The sequence below is a fragment of the Streptomyces boetiae genome, from assembly GCF_031845405.1.
Taxonomy (GTDB): Bacteria; Actinomycetota; Actinomycetes; order Streptomycetales; family Streptomycetaceae; genus Streptomyces; species Streptomyces boetiae.
This window is the reverse complement of sequence record NZ_JAVREN010000013.1, coordinates 76,023-92,809: the sequence shown is the minus strand read 5'-3', so window position 1 is coordinate 92,809 and position 16,787 is coordinate 76,023. Positions and strand designations below refer to the sequence as shown.

Genomic DNA, 16,787 nt, shown 5'->3' with positions numbered 1-16,787 from the left:
CTCCGTCGAGCCGGGCGATCCTCGCCGGCCGGGCGGGGTGCCCTGGGTTGCGGCCATAGCCCTCCGCCGCCGGCGCACTGACGATTCTGCCACGTCACAGGCGGGGCGATAAGCCTTCCGATCCCGTCTCCCGGCGAGGGAGACGGGATCGATACACAAGGCGGGCGGCTGTCAGGCGCGGCCGCGGCGGCTGGCGAGGCGGGTGAGGAGGGCCGCCGCCGCCCCGGCCGCGGCGCCGGCGGCGAGGGCGGGGAGGGCCGCGGCCAGGCCCTCGGCCGAGGAGGCGGCGGCGGAGGCGCGGTCGAGGTAGAGGGTGCCGAAGGCGGCGATGCCGACCAGCATGCCCAGCTGCGTGGTCATCGCGGTCACGCCGCTCGCGTCGGCGGCGTCCTCCGGGCGCACCGAGGCCAGGGAGCGGTTCAGCGTCGTGCTGTACGCCAGGGCGTTGGCCCCGCCGTTGACGCCGAACGCCAGCAGCGCGAGCGCACCCGCGTCCTGCCCGTCGCCCAGCAGCGGGAGCATGGCGAGGATCGCCGCCGCGGAGAGGAGGAAGCCGCCCGCGGTCAGGTACGGCCAGAGCCGGGCGGGCAGGCGGCGCCACAGCAGCGAGACCGCGCCGAACATCACGGCCGTGGGCAGGAACAGCAGTCCCGAGTGCAACGCCCCGTACCCCAGGCCCCCGGCCTCCTCGGGCGCCTGGAAGTGCAGCGAAAGGGCGAAGAGGATGCCGCCGTTGACGGCCATGACGAGGAAGATCCGCACGGCCGCGAGCGGAACGCCCGGGCTGCCCAGCACCCGCGGGGACAGCAGCGGCGCCCCGCCGCGCCGCGCCGGCCGGGCCTCGAAGGCGACGAACGCCCCCGCCAGCAGCGCCGCGGCCACCAGCGACAGCAGGCACCACAGCGGCCAGCCCTCCTCCTGCCCCAGCACCAGCGGCACGGTGAACAGGAGAACGGCCGCGGTCAGCAGCGTCAGCCCCGGCAGGTCCAGGGGCCTGCCGCGCTCGGCGGCCGGCGGACGCTCCAGGGGCAGCAGCCGCAGGCCCAGCAGGAGCAGGATCACGCCCAGCGGGACGTTGACCAGGAACACCGGCCGCCAGCCGGCGCCGAAGAGGTCGGCGCTGATCAGCACCCCGCCGACGAGCTGCCCGGCCGCCGCCCCGACCGCGATCACCGCGGCGTAGAGGGTCAGTGCCCGGGCCCGGGCCGGGCCGGTGAAGGAGCGCTGGATGATGCTCAGCACCTGCGGCAGCATCAGCGCGGCGCCCGCGCCCTGGACGAAGCGGAAGCCGATCAGCTGCCAGGCCGCGCCCGCCAGGCCGCAGGCCAGCGAGGCGGCGGTGAACACCACCAGGCCGGTCAGGTACAGCCGCCCGGGTCCGTAACGGCCGCCCAGGCGCGCGCCGGTGATCAGCAGCACCGCGTAGGAGATCGTGTAGCCGGCGATGACGAGTTGCAGCTCGCCGCCGGAGGCGCCGAGGTCGGCGCGGACGGTGGGGGCGGCGACGTTGACGATGAAGACGTCGAGCAGGGCCATGAACAGGCCGGACAGCAGCAGCGCCAGCAGCCACCCCGGCCGGGCCGGGCGTCCCCCCGCGGCGCCCGTGCCCTCGGTCCGCCCGGCGGCGGCCGGCGTCTGGTCCGCCGGTGTCGGGTCCGCCGGTGTCTGGGTCGTGGTCATGCCCGTCAGCGTGCGCCCGTTCCGGTACCGGTAACGAGAGCCCCGCGATACTGGTACTGACAGCATCCGGCTGGGAACTGGCCGGGCCGGGCGGATGGGCGCAGGCTGGGGGCGTGAGCATGGCGACGATGGCGCGGAGCGCGGGGGCGGAGCGGGGCCCGGGGGCGGAGCGGGGCGCGGCGGAGCGGCGGCGGCCCGAGCTGGCGGCCTTCCTGCGGGGCCGCCGGGCCCGCATCACCCCGGCGGACGTCGGGCTGCCGCCGGGCCCGCGGCGGCGCACGCCGGGCCTGCGCCGCGAGGAGGTGGCACAGCTGGCCGGGGTCGGGGTGACCTGGTACACGTGGCTGGAGCAGGGGCGGCCGATCAACGCCAGCGCGCAGGTGCTGGACGCGGTGGCGCGCACGCTGCAACTGGACGCGGCGGAGCGGGAGCACCTGTACCAGCTCGCCGAGGTGCCCTTCGCGCGGGAGGCGCGGCCCGAGCCGGCCGTGGAGTCGGAGGTGGGGCCGGACGTGCAGGCGGTGCTCGACGCGCTGGTGCCGCTGCCCGCGGTGGTCTACAACGCCCGCTACGACGTGCTGGCCACCAACCGCGCCTACCGGAACCTCTTCTCCGGCGCCCTGCCCCGGCCGCGCCCGCGGGGGAACGCGCTGTGGATCCTGTTCACCGGGTCGCCCGCGCGGTGCCGGCTGGTGTTCCGGGAGGCGGAGCTGAAGGTCATGGTCGCCACGCTGCGGGCGGCGTACGGCGGGCACGTGGGCGAGCCGGAGTGGGAGGACTTCATCCGCGAACTGGCGGATCGGAGCGCGGAGTTCGCGGAGATGTGGGCCAGTGGGGACGTCGCGCCGCCGGGGCCGCGGCTGAAGACGTTCGCGCACGTGGAGGTCGGGGAGATCCGGCTGCGCTCGCAGTCCCTGTCGGTGGACGGGCTGCCGGAGGCGCGGATGGTGGTCTACCTGGCGGCGGACGAGGACAGCCGGGAGAAGATCGAGCGCCTGGCGGCGACGGAGGAGGGCGCGCTGGCGTTCCGCTAGCGCCTGCGGCGGGCCCAGCCGTCGCTCAACGCCCGCGGGCCGGGCGCGTCCCCGCTGCGCGGCCCGGGGCGGGAGCGGCCGTCGAACGCCCGGGGCCGGCGCGGACGCCGAACGGCCCCGGCCGGGAGCGGAAGTCGGGTGCCTTCGGCGGGCGCGGCTGCCGTTGCACGCCATGCGGCGGGACGTTGGCGCCCGGGGGCGTCGCAGGTGTGGAACGCCCGCAGTGGGCCCGGTCGTTGAACGGCCACGGCCGGGCCCGTCGGCCAGAGTCCCGCGAGCGCGGGCGGGCGTTCAGACGTCGTCGCCGATGACCGGCTCGGGGAGGGAGCCGGCGTTGTGCTCCAGGAGGCGCCAGCCGCGGACGCCCTCGCCGAGGACGGACCAGCAGCAGTTGGACAGGCCGCCCAGGGCCTCCCAGCTCGACGCCGGCAGGCCCAGCAGCCGCCCGATGGTGGTGCGGATGGTGCCGCCGTGGCTGACGACCACGAGGAGGCCGCCGGGCGGCAGCTCGTCCGCGGCCCGGACCACGCGGGGGGCCGCCCGGTCGGCGACCTCCGTCTCCAGCTCGCCGCCGCCGCGGCGCACGGGCTCGCCGCGCTTCCAGGCGGCGTACTCCTCGCCGTACCTGGCCTGGATCTCCGTGTGCGTCAGGCCCTGCCAGACGCCCGCGTAGGTCTCCCGCAGGGCCTCGTCGTGCTCGACGTCGAGGCCGGTGAGGGCGGCCAGCTCGGCGGCGGTGTCGCGGGTGCGCAGCAGGTCGGAGGCGAGGATGGCGTGCGGGCTCAGCTTGGCCAGCAGGCGGGCGGCGCGGCGGGCCTGGGCGCGGCCGGTGTCGGTCAGCTCGACGTCGGTGGTGCCCTGGAAGCGGTTTTCGATGTTCCAGGAGGTCTGGCCGTGGCGCCACAGGACGATCCGGCGCCTGCGGCCGGCGGGGGCGCTCAGCTCAGCTCACCCCCGACCGGCTGATCCGCCGCCTCCGGCGCGCCCGCGCCCCGGGTGGCGCGGGCGTCCTCGGGCAGCGGCAGGACGGGGCAGTCCTTCCACAGCCGCTCCAGGGCGTAGAAGACCCGCTCCTCCGTGTGCTGGACGTGCACCACGATGTCGACGTAGTCCAGGAGGACCCAGCGCCCCTCCCGCTCTCCCTCGCGGCGGACCGGCTTGGCGCCGAACCGCCGGTGAAGCTGCTCCTCGATGCCGTCCACGATGGACCTCACCTGCCGGTCGTTCGGCGCGGAGGCGAGCAGGAAGGCGTCGGTGATGGCGAGCACGTCGCTGACGTCGTACGCGATGATGTCGTGCGCGAGCTTGTCCGCGGCGGCCTGGGCGGCGGCCTGGATCAGCTCGGTGGCACGGTCCGTGGCGGTCACGGTGTGGCTGTCTCCTCGGGGGTCAGGCGCGGGGCCGTGCCGGGCGGGCCGGTCGGCCCCGGGGGTTCCAGGGTCTCACGCCGCTCGGACAGTCACTCGGGTCACTGCCCATAATCCCCGCCCAGGACGATCGTCACATCGGCATTCGCGGCGCCCTCGCCCTGCGTGACGACCTCGGCCGGGTCCAGGCCCAGGGTCCTGGCGACCTCCTCGGCGGGGCCGCGGTGGGCCTCGTCGGCGTAGGCGATCCGGGTCTCCCGCTCGCTCCGGTCGGCGGTGCGGCTGTCCACGACCGTGAAGCCGCCGTTGACCAGGGTGACGCGGGCGGCCTCGGCGGCGGCGCCGTCGCCTCCGGCGTCGCGGATGGCGATGCGGGGGGCGCCGTCGGGGTCGGCGTTGCTGACCGAGCCGCCCAGGATGTCGGCGACGAGCCCGTCGGAGGTGGCGTCGCTGAGCGTGCCGTCCTCCTCCACGGGCAGCGGGACGGTCTGGTAGGCGTCGCCCTGGGCGTAGCCGGCGAGGCGGCCGAGGCTGGCTCCCAGTTCCCCGGCGGGCAGGGAGGGGTCGGTGACCTGGGGGATGGCCTCGGTGGTGCGGATGGCGGCCTCCTCGCCGGAGGGCATCCGCTCCAGCACCGCCTGGAGGACCTGCCCGAAGCGGCTGAGCTGGGCGGCGGGCGGCTCCTCGTCGGTGCTGTGGGTGGCGTAGGCGACGGCGGCGCGGCCGTCGAGGCGGACGTTCTCGCCGCGGGGAACGAGGGGCTCCTCGCCGTCCTCGCCCGGGACCTCGGCGTCGGTGGTCAGGGTGACGCCGCCGACGAGGTCGACCAGGATCTCCAGGTAGGGCGTTCCCAGGCGCCAGGTGCCGCGGATGTCGGCGCCCAGCAGGCCGCCGAGGGCGTCGCGCACCGCGCCCGCGGGTTCGTCCAGCACGGCCTGGCTCAGCGGGACGGTGCCGCCGTCGGTGGTGACGGAGAGGTCGTTGGGCAGGAGCAGGGTGGTGCCGCTGCCCTCCGTCTCGTTGGCGACCAGGAGGGCGGTGGCGGTCTCGTCGGAGTCTGCCTGTCTGAGGTGGACGACGATGACGTCGCGCTCCTCGGCCACCGCGGTGCTCGCGCCGGGCTCGCCGAAGCCGGGCAGGCGGCCGGAGGCCCACAGCCAGCCGGTGCCGCCGAGCAGGGCCAGGACGAGCAGCACGGCCAGGAAACGGCGGCGGTTGCGGCTGCGGCGCTTGGCCTCCTCGCGGCGCTCGGTGCGGCTCTCGGTGAACTTCAGCCAGTCGATGACGTCCTGGGAGTCCTCCGCGCCCTCCTCCACGAACGCGAACTGGCCGGTGTCGTAAGGGTCCGCGGGCCGCGCGCCGGGGGCGGGCGCGGTGCCGGGGGCGGCGGCCCGTCCGGGCGTTTCCCCGCCGGGGGCGCGCTGGGGCGGGAGGTCCGGCGGGGGCTGGGCGGGAGGTCCGGCGGGGTGGGGCGCGGGGTCGGCGACGGCCGGCTGCTCGCCGGTGCCGTAGTCGTACCCCCCGTAGCCGTCGCCGTACGTCCCGCCGTAGCCGTAACCCTGGTCGTGCCCCTGACCCTGTCCCTGGTCAGCAGGGCCGGGAGGGCCGGAGGGGGCCTCGCGGTGGTCGCGGTAGTCGGGGTAGGGCTGGTACCCCGGGGCGGGCCGCGTGGGCGGCTGGGCGGCGCCGTAGCCGTAGCCCCCGGCGGGGTCGTACCCCTCCGGGGCCCCGGAGGGGCCGCCGTCCGGGCCGTAGTCCTCGCCGCCCGGCCCGTAGGGGTCGTCCTCCCGGCTGCCGTCGGGGGCGGGAGGGCGCACCGTGCCGTACAGCGGGCGCCCGTATTCGTCGTAGCCGTGGGCCGGCCCGTACGGATCCTGCCGGTCGTTCACCGCTCCCGCCCTTCCGTCGGTCAGCCTTCGGCGCGCATCGGTTCCTCCGGGCTCCGGTAGAGCGCGCGCTTGTTGATGTAGCGCACCACCCCGTCCGGCACCAGATACCAGACGGGATCGCCGCGGGCCACCCTTTCCCGGCAGTCCGTGGAGGAAATGGCGAGCGCCGGGACCTCCACCAGGGAGACCCCGCCGCGCGGAAGCCCCGGGTCCGCCAGGGGGTGACCCGGCCGGGTGACCCCGATGAAGTGAGCGAGCGAGAACAGCTCCTCGGCGTCGCGCCAGCTCAGGATCTGCGCCAGGGCGTCGGCGCCGGTGATGAAGAAGAGGTCGGCGTCGGCGTTCTCGGCCCGCAGGTCGCGCAGGGTGTCGATCGTATAGGTCTTGCCGCCGCGGTCGATGTCGATGCGGCTGACCGAGAACTGCGGGTTGGAGGCGGTCGCGATGACCGTCATCAGGTACCGGTCCTCCGCGGGGGAGACCGACCGGTGCCCCTTCTGCCAGGGCTGGCCGGTGGGCACGAAGACCACCTCGTCGAGGTGGAAGCGCGCGGCGACCTCGCTGGCGGCGACCAGGTGGCCGTGGTGGACGGGGTCGAACGTCCCGCCCATCACGCCGAGCCGCCGCTTGCCGCCGCACGCTATGCCGTCATGCATCGGAGGCGGGCCTCAGCGGTCGCGGTTGAGCCGCGTGGTGATCCACAGCAGCAGGAGCAGCGCGACGAAGGCCCCGGCGCCGATGGCGTAGGCGTTCAGGCTGTCGTGTCCGTGGCCCCTGTGCTCCTCGGAGGCGAGGGCGCTCAGGGCCGAGGCGGCGGGCGAGGCGGTGAGCTGAAGCATGCGGGCACCTGTCCGGGGGCTCGACGGCTGGATCGTACGTGTCATCGTATGCGGACCGCCGCGCGGCGGCCTCCCGCCCCCGCGTTCCCGCGCGGGCGGGAGGAGGGCCGCCCGCGGCGGGGCCGGGCGCCCGGACGCGCCGCGGAAGGCGCGCGGGGCGCCCGGAGGCACCCCGGTCATGGCCGGTCCGGGCCGGGTGCGGCCGGCTCAGGCGCGGTCCTGGTCGCCTCGGGTCCGATTCGAGTCTTTCCGGGGCCGGTTCAAGTCGCCTCGGGTCCGCTGGGTGGCCGGCTCAGGCCCGGTTGCGGCTCGGATCAAACCCGGTTGACGTCCGGTTCATGTCCGGTTCAGGTCGAACGTCCCGCACAGGGCGCCGCGTTCGCCGGTGAGGTCGTAGGGGTCGTAGGTCGTGCCGGGGGCGGTCCGGGCGGCGCTCGTGCCGGGGAGGAGGGGGTGCAGCTCGTCCCTGTGGTCGGCGGCGCAGTCCAGCGGGCCGGCCAGGGTGTCGGCCTGGCGCAGCACGACGTTGCGCTGCCGCAGCTCCTGCTCGCCGAACTGGAGGCGCACCTGCCGCTGCACGACGAACAGCGCGGCGGGCTCCTCGGGCCCGGTGCCGGCGGGGCGCACGGCGTAGGCGAAGACGTGCCGGCCGCCGACCTCCAGGGTGTCGTCGGCGACCTCGGCGAAGCTCAGCTCGCCGTCCACCCGCACCTGGGGGTCGGCCAGCACCGCCTCGCCGGGGTCGAAGCGGACCAGCCAGTCCGTGGGGCGGCTGGTCGGGTGCTGCCCGCCGAGCGCCAGGTCGAGCTGCCGCTGCTGGTCGGGGCCGAGCAGCTCCCGCACGGGGACCGCGCCGACTCCGGCGAGGACCTGGGGGGTGAGGGCGCTGGCGACGACGTACTGCTTGGCGAGGGTGAGGGCGGTGAGGACCTGTTCGCGGGAGAAGTGGGCGGTGGCGCGCGGGTCGGGCAGGTCCACGGCACCGGCGCCGGCGCCGAGGCCGCCGGCCGGGGCGCCGGCCCACAGGGCGGCGAGGTCGGCGTCGCCGGGCACCTCGCCCTCGGGCGCCAGCGCGACGAGGGCGGCGGCGGGCGGGCCCGCGGGCTGCGCGCGGGGAACGTCGTAGGGGTTGCTGGCGCCGAGGTAGATCGCGGCGGCGAAGGCCAGCAGGATGATCAGGGCCAGGGCTATGCCCTGCTTGGGCACCGCCCTGCCGGGACCTGGCTCGGGCGTGCGGGCGCGGACGGCCGTGGTGTGGTCGGCGAGCCGCTCCCGCGCGGAGAACTCCTCGATGCGCGCAGCTCTGACGAACGACTCGTCGAAGACGGTCGATCGGTATTCCTCGTCCCCGGCTCCCGGGGTGCCCCCGGGAGTCCCCTCGGGAGGGTCTGTGCGCCCGGCCACCCCTCAAGCGTAGGTTGCCGCGGGGAGCCGAAACAGCCCTCAAGGGCAGTCAATTCCGGACGGGAACGGCGGGGCGGGGCCTTCAACTCCCCGGCATTCCCCGGAACTCTGCGGAAGGAGGCCCCCTAGGGGCTCTGCTCCCGGTCGGGGTCCTGGATCGTGTACCCCTCCCCCGGGCGCTCGGGCTCGCGGGAGGAGGCGGAGGACCCGGCGCGCTGAATGGCTATCAGCGCGAAGGCGATGACGCTGATCCCCATCACCATGGCGAGCACGCAGGCCACCGGCCGCTGCCAGCGCGCGGGGCGCCAGCCGGCGGGCCGCGCCTGCCGCCCGCCCGGCCCGGCTATCGGGGACCTTCCGGCCGGGGGTCCCTCCCCGTACCGCGCGTGGGCGGGGTAGGCGCCGTAGGAGGGCTCGTCGTCCTCCTCGGGGAGGTCCGCGAGGTAGCGCGTGTAGTCGGAGCGGTCGAAGCGCCCCTCGTCGTCCGCGTCCTCCTCGCCGTCCAGGCCCTCCAGGGCGGGAAAGGCGCCGAAGCCCGCCATCCCGTCCGGGAGTCCGGCCTCGTCCCCGTCCCTGAGGGAGTCCGCGTCCCTGAGGGGATCGCCGTCCCTGAGAGGGTCCCCGGGGTCGCCCGGGTCGAGGTCGGGGTCCCGGTAGAACCCCAGCTCGCCTGCCGCCTCGGCCTCGGCGCGCTCCATCGCCGCGAACAGGATCCGCTCGGCCGCGGTGGGCTCGTGGATCTCGGCGGCCTCGACGAAGTCGTCGTCGAGCACCACGGCGGCGAACGCCTCGTCGGCTGCCGCCCGGTCCTCGCTGTTTGGCCCGTCGCCGTCGCGGAACGGCTGGCCCCATACGTCGTCCGGCACGCTTCCCAGCCTAGGCGGAATGCGTCCACGAAGGGAGGGCCCCAGGGAATTCACCCCCGGGTGTGACCATCCCCCGTCACGACGTACGTGGTCGAGGTGAGTTCGGGCAGCCCCATCGGGCCCCGGGCGTGCAGCTTTTGGGTCGAGATGCCGATCTCGGCGCCGAAGCCGAACTGTCCGCCGTCGGTGAAACGGGTCGAGGCGTTGACCATCACGGCGGTGGAGTCCACCCGCGAGACGAAGCGGCGGGCCGCGGCCGTGTCCTTCGTCACGATCGCCTCGGTGTGGCCGGAGGTCCAGCGCCGGATGTGGGCCACGGCCGCGTCCAGGTCGGGAACGACGGCGGCGGCGATGTCGTAACTCAGGTACTCCGTCCCCCAGTCGGCGTCGGTGGCCGGGATCACCTCCACGCCCGCGGCGGTCCCCGCCGCGCGCCAGGCCGCGTCGCCGTGGACGGTCACCCCCGCCTCGGTGAGCGCGGCCAGGGCGGCCGGGAGGAAGCGTTCGGCGATCCCGGCGTGGACCAGGACCGTCTCGGCGGCGTTGCAGACGCTGGGGCGCTGGGCCTTGGAGTTGACGAGGATGCGCACGGCCATGTCGAGGTCGGCGTGCTCGTCCACGTAGACGTGGCAGTTGCCGGTGCCGGTCTCGATGACGGGGACGGTGGACTCGTTGACCACGGTGCGGATCAGGGAGGCGCCGCCGCGCGGGATGAGGACGTCGACCAGGCCGCGGGCGCGCATCAGCTCGCGGACCGAGTCCCGGCTCTCGCCGGGCACCAACTGCACGGCGTCGGCGGGCAGTCCGGCCTTCTCCACGGCGTCGCGCAGGACGGCGACGAGGGCGGTGTTGGAGGCGTAGGCGGAGGAGGAGCCGCGCAGCAGGACGGCGTTGCCCGACTTCAGGCACAGGGCGGCGGCGTCCACGGTGACGTTGGGCCGGGCCTCGTAGATGATGCCGACCACGCCGAGCGGCACCCGGACCTGGCGCAGCTCCAGGCCGTTGGGAAGCGTGGAGCCGCGGACGACCTCGCCGACGGGGTCGGGCAGGGCGATGACGTCGCGGACGTCGGCGGCGATGGCCGAGATCCGCTCGGGGGTGAGGGTGAGGCGGTCGACGATCGCCTCGGGGGTGCCGGCCTCGCGGGCCCGGGCGATGTCCTCGGCGTTGGCCCGCACCACCTCCTCGGAACGGGCCTCCAGCGCGTCGGCGACGGCCGTCAGCGCCGCGTCCCTGGCGGTGCGCGGGAGGGGGGCCAGCAGCCCGGCCGCCTCCTTGGCGCGGCGCGCGGTGGCCAGAACGGGGCTCTCGGGGGCGGGGCTGCTGCTGCTCATGCGGTGCAGGATAGCCGCGCGCCGGGGGCCCGCGCCCCCGCGCGGGGGCCCTCCCCGGGTCCGGCCGCCGCCCCGGGTCCGGCCGCCGCCCTGGGGGACCGGGCCCCCGCCGGGGCCGGTCAGTACGGGTGGACGCCCACCGGGATCGCCGGCGGCGGGCCGTAGCCCTCGGTGATCCGCTGGTGGTAGGTCTCGCGGCCGATGACCTCCAGGCCCACGATCTCCCAGGGCGGGAGGCCGGCCGTGCGGCGGTGCTCGCCCCACAGGCGCAGGGCCAGGGCCGCGGCGTCGTGGAGGTCGCGGGCCTCCTCCCAGTAGCGGATCTCCGCATGGTCGTCGGCGTAGCGGCTGGTCAGCAGGAACGGGTGGTCGTGGGCCAGCCGCTCCAGGGCCCGCCGCACGTCCGCCAGCGGCGCCCGCGCGCCGGCGACGCTGAGGGTGACGTGCCACAGCCGGGGCCGGTCGGCCCCGGCGCCGTCGGCGCCCTGGGCCCCGTCCCGCGGCCTCTGCTCTCCCCCGACGCTGGCCAGTCGTCTCACCGGCAGCCTCCTGACATGGTGCTGAAGTCGTGCTGAGTGGTGCGGGCCGTGCGCGTGCGAACGCGCCGCCGAAGCAAAAGTGGACCAGCTCTCGGGCGGCGGCGGGGCCGTTTCCCGGAACCTTTCGGGGAACGACCGCCCTTTCACTACATCCGGTGCAGTCACTACATCCGGTGCGGGCGGGCACGCGGACGCGCCTCAGGGACTATGCCCGCAACAGGACCAGGTCATCGCGATGTACGACTTCTCTTTCGTATGCCGGGCCCAGGTCGCGAGCCAGTTCCCTGGTCGAACGGCCGATCAGCCGCGGGATCTCCCGCGCGTCGAAATTCACCAGCCCGCGGGCCACCGCGCGGCCCGCCTCGTCCCGCAGCTCGACCGGCTCGCCGGCGCTGAAATCGCCCTCCACGCCGGTGATCCCGGCCGGGAGCAGCGAGCTGCCGCGCTCCCGGATGGCGCGCACCGCCCCGGCGTCCAGGACCAGCGCGCCGCGCGGCTCGGAGGCGTGCGCCAGCCACAGCAGCCGCCCGGCCGAGCGTCGGCCGGTGGGGTGGAAGTAGGTGCCCGCCGGGGCGCCGGAGAGGGCGTCCGCGGCCCGCCCGGCGGCGGAGAGGACCACGGGAATCCCGGCGGCGGTGGCGATGGCGGCGGCCTCGACCTTGGTGGCCATCCCGCCGGTGCCCACGCCCGCGCGGCCGGCCCGGCCCAGCTCGACGCCCTCCAGATCGGCGGGGCCCCTGACCTCCTCGATCCGCCGCGCGCCCGGCCGGGAGGGGTCGCCGTCGTAGAGGGCGTCCACGTCGGAGAGCAGAACCAGCAGGTCGGCGCGCACCAGGTGGGCGACGAGGGCGGCGAGCCGGTCGTTGTCGCCGAAGCGGATCTCGTCGGTGGCCACGGTGTCGTTTTCGTTGACCACCGGCACCGCACCCATGGTGAACAACTGGTCAAGCGTGCGGTAGGCGTTGCGGTAGTGCGCGCGGCGGCTGGTGTCGTCGGAGGTGAGCAGCACCTGGCCCACGCGGCGGCCGTAGCGGGCGAAGGAGGCGGTGTACCGGGCCAGCAGCAGGCCCTGGCCGACGCTGGCGGCGGCCTGCTGCCGGGCGAGGTCCGAGGGGCGGCGGCTGAGGCCCAGCGGAGCGAGGCCCGCCGCGATCGCGCCGGAAGAAACCAGTACGATCTGCCTCCCGTCCTGTTTCACCAGCACATCGACCAGTGCGTCCACGCGGTCGGCGTCGAGCCCGCCGGCCGCGGTGGTCAGCGAGGATGAGCCGATCTTGACGACGATTCTGCGGGCGTCCGCGACGTCCTGCCGTACCGCCACCACGGTGCCTCCTTGTTCTCCCCAGGGCTCCACGGGGATGCCCTCGCGGGGCTGCGCGCATCTCCGCCGGCGCGGGCCGCTCTCCGTAATCTATGCGACGCCGCTGAGCGCCCGCCCGCGCATATAACGGGGGCCCGCGGCCCCGCTCCCCGCGGTCCCCTTCCCTTCGCGTCCTCCCGCCGAGCCTGCCGCCGACGGGGGGCGCCTTCTGCGCACCCGCGAACAGCCCCCCACCGAACCGGAGTTCCCCGTGCCCGCAGGACCGTTGCGTCGCCGCGGCGCGCCGTTGATCGCGCTCGCCGCCCTGCTGTGCCTGTACCTCGCCCAGTTCGCCGGCGCCCTGCTGCCGAACGCCCCGCTGCTGTGCGCGGCGGGCGCCGCCGGGCTCGCCCTCGACCTCGCCCTGCGCCGCTGGCAGCCCGGCGTGCTGACGCTGCTGGCGCGGCTGCGCTGCGACGAGGCCGTGCGGCAACTGCTGCGCGACCTGCTGATCCTCGTCGGGCTCGCCCAGGCCGCGGAGGTCGGCACCGTGCCGCGGACGCTGATGGCCGGCGCGCTGCTGGCCGGCTACGCCGCGCACATCGCCTGCCGCGCCCTGGGCGTGGCCGTCCGCCGCGCCCGGACGCTGCCGATCGTCACCCGCAACATCGACACCTCCGCGCTGCGCCTCTCCCCCGCCCCGCCGCGGGCCCTGACGCGCCCGGGGCGGCGGATGCCGCTGTTCGCCGTGCCGGGAACGGCCGGGCTGCTGGCCACCGTGGCCACCGGGCAGGCGGCCTGGGGCCTGGTGGGGACGTGCGCCTCGCTGGCGCTCTTCGCCGGGGCGGCCGTTCACCTGGGCACCTGGCTGCTGCCGGGCCGGCGCCCGCCCTCGGACGAGCGGGTGCTGGCGTGGTTCCGCGACTGGCTGGAGCGCTACCGGCCCGACGTGGGCCTGTACTTCTCGGGTGGCTCGGGCACGGCATACCAGGCGAACATGTGGCTGACCACGCTGGCCGGCCTGGGCGGGCGCCCGCTGGTGGTGCTGCGCGAGCGGGCCATGGTCCAGCAGATCGCGGCCACCGACGTGCCCATCGTCTGCCTTCCGCGGGTGGCGCACCTGATGCTGCTGGAACGGTCCTCCCTGCGGATGCTGCTGCACCCCGCGAACGCCCCGAAGACCTCCCAGGTGCTGCGCATCCCCACGATCAAGCACGCCTTCACCAACCACGGCGAGAGCGACAAGCTCTCGAGCTGCAACCCCTACGCCAAGGTGTACGACCAGGTGTGGGTGGCGGGCCCCGCGGCCAGGAAGCGCTACGCGCTGGCCGACGTGGGCGTGGACGACCGGGACGTGGTGGAGGTGGGCCGCCCGCAGCTCGCGCCGATCCGCCCGTACGAGGGCCCGCCGCCCGCCGGCGGCCCGGTCACGGTGCTGTACGCCCCGACCTGGGAGGGCTGGACGAACGACCCGGGCAACACCTCGGTGCTGCGCGGCGGCGAGGCGGTGGTCAAGGCGCTGCTGGCCGACCCGCGGGTGCGGCTGCTGTACAAGCCGCACCCGATGACCGGCTCGGTCAACCCCAAGGCGGCGGCGGCGGACGCCCGCATCCGCGCGCTGATCGCGCGGGCCAACGCCCCCGCGCCCGAGGAGGCGCCGCCGCCCCGCGCGCCGGCCGAACGCGGCGCGCTGGCCGCCCCGGTCAGGCCGCGCGCCGCGCGCCGTCCCTCCCCCGCCCCTTGCCCGGCGCCCGGGGCGGCGGCCGAGCTGGCGCGCAGGACCGAGGAGCTGAACGCCCTGACCGCGCGCGCGTTCCGGCCGGGCGCGGACGAGGCGGAGCGGATGAGCGTGCAGACGGCGCCGGAGCCGGGCCGGGCGGAGGCGGTGGCCGCGGCGACCGAGGCGTGGCGGGAGGCGTTCTGGGCGGCCCAGCCGCCGGGGACGCACCTGGTCCTGACCGGGGGGCGCCCGGACCTCTACGGCTGCTTCAACCAGGCGGACCTGCTGATCTCGGACGTCTCCAGCGTGGTCGCGGACTACCTGGCCAGCTCCAAGCCGTACGCCGTGATCAACAGCGGCCCGCTGCCAGCGGCGGAGTTCCGCGCGGCGAACCCCACGGTGCGGGCGGCCACCATCCTCACCCCGGACGGGGCCGGGGTGCCGGAGCTGATCGATGCGGTGCTCGATCCGGCGCTCGATACGCTGGCCGGGGAGCGGGCCGCGCTGAAGGAGTACCTGCTGGGGCCGGCCGAGCCGCCCTCGCCGGTCCGCTTCCGCGAGGCGGTGCGGGCGCTGTGCGCGGCCGGGGAGGCCCGCCTGGCGCGGCAGGCCCGGCTGCCGGGATGGGGGCCCCACCCGGGCCCCCCTGGCCTGGGGGACACGTCTCCGGCCGACGCGGCCGACGCCACCGGGGCGGGCGAGACCCCAGGGGAGGCGGCCGGGGAGGCCGCGGGCGCGGAGGACCCCGAGGAGCTGCCCATAGAGCGCGGCGCGTCCGCCTCGGGCGCCCGGCGCTGAGCCCCTTCCGGCCCCGGCCCCGGGGCGGCGGCAGGGTGAGGACGGCGGCCGGCCCGGGGCGTTATCCCGGCAGCACCCGGTCCAGCCAGGCGGCCACCTGGTAGACGGCCTCGCCCAGGGCCCGGGGGCCGTCCACCTCGGCGGAGGCGGGGACCTTCAGGCCGTGGTCGGCGGCCGGGACCTCCACCAGCTCGGTGCCGGGCGGGAACTCCCCGGGCCGACCGAAGGTGTCTCGGCCACCCTGGACCACCAACAGCGGCACCTCGACCCCGGCCAGCTCCTCCGCCCGGGACTTCTCCGGGCGGCCGGGCGGGTGCAGCGGGAAGGACAGGGCGAGAACGGCCGCGGCCCCCGTGGCCGCGGCCGTGCGGCAGGCCACGCGCGCCCCGGCGCTCCTGCCGCCCGCCACGACGGGCCGCCCGGGCTGTCGTTCCGCCACTGCGGGCCACAGGGCGATCCACGCGGCGTCCAGGGTGCGGGGGGCGGGAGCGATCCGCTTCCCCGCCACCCGCCAGGGCTGCTCGACCAGGGCGACGGTCCAGCCCAGGGCCGGGAGGGAGGCGGCCAGCGCGGCCAGGTCGGGGGACTCGGTGCCGCCGCCGGCTCCGTGGCCCAGGGCCAGGACGCCGCGGGGGTCCGCGGCCTCGTGCCAGATGAGCGCGGCGGGGCCGGTGGGGGTCTCGACGAGGTTCCGGGGGGTGACGGTCATGGCGCCCAGTCTGGCCCGGCCGGCCCCCGCCCCCGCTCGTTCCCGGCTCGACACCGGCGGGCCATCTGCCGTTAAGGTGCATGGTTGAGATGACGCACTCCACCGTCCCCCGCCAGGCGGCCCCCTCCCCGGCACGGGAGAAGACCGCCCCGCCCGCGCGCGACGCTCTGCTGGACAACGCCAAGTTCCTCGCGATCGTCCTGGTCGCGGCCGGGCACGCCTGGGAGCCGCTGCGCTCCCACAGCCACGCCGTCACCGCGCTCTACCTCGCGGTGTACGCCTTCCACATGCCGGCGTTCATCGTCATCTCCGGGTACCTCTCGCGCGGCTTCGACGGCAGCCCGGGCCGGGTGCGGCGGCTGATCACCGGCGTGCTGGTGCCGTACGTCGTCTTCCAGGTCGCCTACACGCTGGTGCTGCGGCGGATGGAGGGGAACGACGACGCGTACATCCCGCTGTTCGAGCCGCGCTGGCTGCTGTGGTTCCTGCTGGCGCTGCTGCTGTGGCGGCTGTCCGTGCCGCTGTGGAAGGCGGTGCGCCACCCGGTGCCGCTGGCCCTGGCCGTGGCCGCGGTCGCCTCGGCCTCGCCCTCGCTGGGAAGCGACTTCCAGCTCCAGCGGGTGCTGCAGTTCCTGCCCTTCTTCGTGCTGGGGCTGACGCTGCGGCCCGAACACCTGGAGTGGGTGCGGCGGCGGGCGGTGCGGCTGGCGGCCGTGCCGGTCTTCGCCGTGGCGGGCCTGGTGGCGTACTGGGCCGCCCCGCGGATGAACCACGTGTGGTTCTACCACCGCGAGGCGGCGCAGGACCTGGGCGCGCCGTGGTGGGCGGGGGTCGGGATGACGCTGGCGCTCTTCGCCTGCTCGGCGGTGCTCACGGCCTGCTTCCTGGCGCTGGTGCCCCGGCGCAGGACGTGGTTCACGGTGCTGGGCGCGGGGACGCTGTACGGGTACCTGCTGCACGGCTTCCTCATCCGCGGCTCGCGCGAGTGGGGCTGGTACGAGCCGGACCTCATGCACGAGGAGCCGGCCGCCCTCCTGATCACGACGGCCGTGGCGGTGGCCGGCATCACCCTGCTGTGCACGCCCGTCGTCGCCCGCGTCTTCCGCCCGGTGGTCGAGCCCCGCCTGAACTGGCTCTTCCGCCCGCCCTCGGCCGCCCGCGGGGCGGCCCAGGGCAGGAACGCGCCCGTACCGGCGGCCCCGGCCCGAGCCGGAGGGACGGCCCCCGCGCCCCGCGGCTGACGCCGTCGGCGGGCCGCCCGCCGCGGCGTGCGGAGCGTGTGCCACCGCGGAACGGCGGCCCCCGCCT

At 76.2% G+C, this 16,787-nt stretch carries 15 protein-coding genes; 3 read left to right on the top strand and 12 right to left on the bottom strand.

The features are described 5' to 3' along the window. Window positions 1–171: 171 nt before the first annotated feature. Window positions 172–1,680: an MFS transporter gene (locus RM780_RS11735; RefSeq protein WP_311630578.1), complete on the bottom strand. Its 1,509-nt coding sequence runs from the start codon at window positions 1,678–1,680 to the stop codon at window positions 172–174. Window positions 1,681–1,799: 119 nt separating this feature from the next. Between RM780_RS11735 and RM780_RS11730 the strand changes: the two genes are divergently transcribed. Further along, on the top strand, window positions 1,800–2,714 hold the full coding sequence (locus RM780_RS11730; RefSeq protein ID WP_394812938.1) for a helix-turn-helix transcriptional regulator: 915 nt from the start codon (window positions 1,800–1,802) through the stop codon (window positions 2,712–2,714). A gap of 291 nt (window positions 2,715–3,005) precedes the next feature. Here the strand turns inward: RM780_RS11730 and RM780_RS11725 are convergent, their stop codons facing one another. The 10 genes from RM780_RS11725 to proB form a co-directional block, all read right to left on the bottom strand. After that, window positions 3,006–3,656, bottom strand: a complete 651-nt coding sequence (locus RM780_RS11725) for a histidine phosphatase family protein (protein ID WP_311630613.1) — start codon at window positions 3,654–3,656, stop codon at window positions 3,006–3,008. Continuing rightward, the gene (gene rsfS / locus RM780_RS11720) at window positions 3,653–4,081 is read right to left on the bottom strand and encodes a ribosome silencing factor (RefSeq protein WP_311630577.1); all 429 of its coding nucleotides are present in this window, start codon (window positions 4,079–4,081) and stop codon (window positions 3,653–3,655) included. Before rsfS ends, RM780_RS11725 begins: the two co-directional genes overlap by 4 nt. A gap of 101 nt (window positions 4,082–4,182) precedes the next feature. Then, window positions 4,183–5,970 carry a LytR C-terminal domain-containing protein gene (locus RM780_RS11715; RefSeq protein ID WP_311630576.1) on the bottom strand — a complete coding sequence of 596 codons (1,788 nt, stop codon included), beginning with the start codon at window positions 5,968–5,970 and terminating at the stop codon, window positions 4,183–4,185. A 20-nt stretch (window positions 5,971–5,990) separates the two neighbouring features. After that, complete coding sequence (gene nadD / locus RM780_RS11710) at window positions 5,991–6,626, bottom strand: nicotinate-nucleotide adenylyltransferase (protein ID WP_311630575.1); 636 nt, start codon at window positions 6,624–6,626, stop codon at window positions 5,991–5,993. 12 nt (window positions 6,627–6,638) lie between these two features. After that, the gene (locus RM780_RS11705) at window positions 6,639–6,809 is read right to left on the bottom strand and encodes a hypothetical protein (protein ID WP_311630574.1); all 171 of its coding nucleotides are present in this window, start codon (window positions 6,807–6,809) and stop codon (window positions 6,639–6,641) included. Between the two features lie 336 nt (window positions 6,810–7,145). Beyond that, on the bottom strand, window positions 7,146–8,213 hold the full coding sequence (locus RM780_RS11700) for an SCO2583 family membrane protein (RefSeq protein WP_311630573.1): 1,068 nt from the start codon (window positions 8,211–8,213) through the stop codon (window positions 7,146–7,148). 125 nt (window positions 8,214–8,338) lie between these two features. Next, window positions 8,339–9,079, bottom strand: a complete 741-nt coding sequence (locus tag RM780_RS11695; protein WP_311630572.1) for an SCO2584 family spore wall biosynthesis protein — start codon at window positions 9,077–9,079, stop codon at window positions 8,339–8,341. Between the two features lie 50 nt (window positions 9,080–9,129). Next, entirely contained in the window at window positions 9,130–10,413 is a 1,284-nt protein-coding gene (locus RM780_RS11690; RefSeq protein WP_311630571.1) for a glutamate-5-semialdehyde dehydrogenase, read from the bottom strand. Window positions 10,414–10,532: 119 nt separating this feature from the next. Further along, window positions 10,533–10,952, bottom strand: coding sequence for a hypothetical protein (locus tag RM780_RS11685; protein ID WP_311630570.1), 420 nt, complete (start codon window positions 10,950–10,952; stop codon window positions 10,533–10,535). Between the two features lie 205 nt (window positions 10,953–11,157). Beyond that, window positions 11,158–12,276: a glutamate 5-kinase gene (gene proB / locus RM780_RS11680; protein ID WP_449657198.1), complete on the bottom strand. Its 1,119-nt coding sequence runs from the start codon at window positions 12,274–12,276 to the stop codon at window positions 11,158–11,160. Between the two features lie 247 nt (window positions 12,277–12,523). Here proB and RM780_RS11675 point away from each other — a divergent pair, with 247 nt between their 5' ends. Then, window positions 12,524–14,770: a hypothetical protein gene (locus RM780_RS11675; protein WP_311630568.1), complete on the top strand. Its 2,247-nt coding sequence runs from the start codon at window positions 12,524–12,526 to the stop codon at window positions 14,768–14,770. Window positions 14,771–14,831: 61 nt separating this feature from the next. Here RM780_RS11675 and RM780_RS11670 read toward each other — a convergent pair whose 3' ends face one another. Next, window positions 14,832–15,479 (bottom strand): alpha/beta hydrolase family protein, encoded by a 648-nt coding sequence (locus RM780_RS11670; protein WP_311630567.1) that lies wholly within the window; start codon window positions 15,477–15,479, stop codon window positions 14,832–14,834. 89 nt (window positions 15,480–15,568) lie between these two features. Here RM780_RS11670 and RM780_RS11665 point away from each other — a divergent pair, with 89 nt between their 5' ends. Then, on the top strand, window positions 15,569–16,720 hold the full coding sequence (locus tag RM780_RS11665) for an acyltransferase family protein (RefSeq protein WP_311630566.1): 1,152 nt from the start codon (window positions 15,569–15,571) through the stop codon (window positions 16,718–16,720). Window positions 16,721–16,787 lie beyond the last annotated feature (67 nt).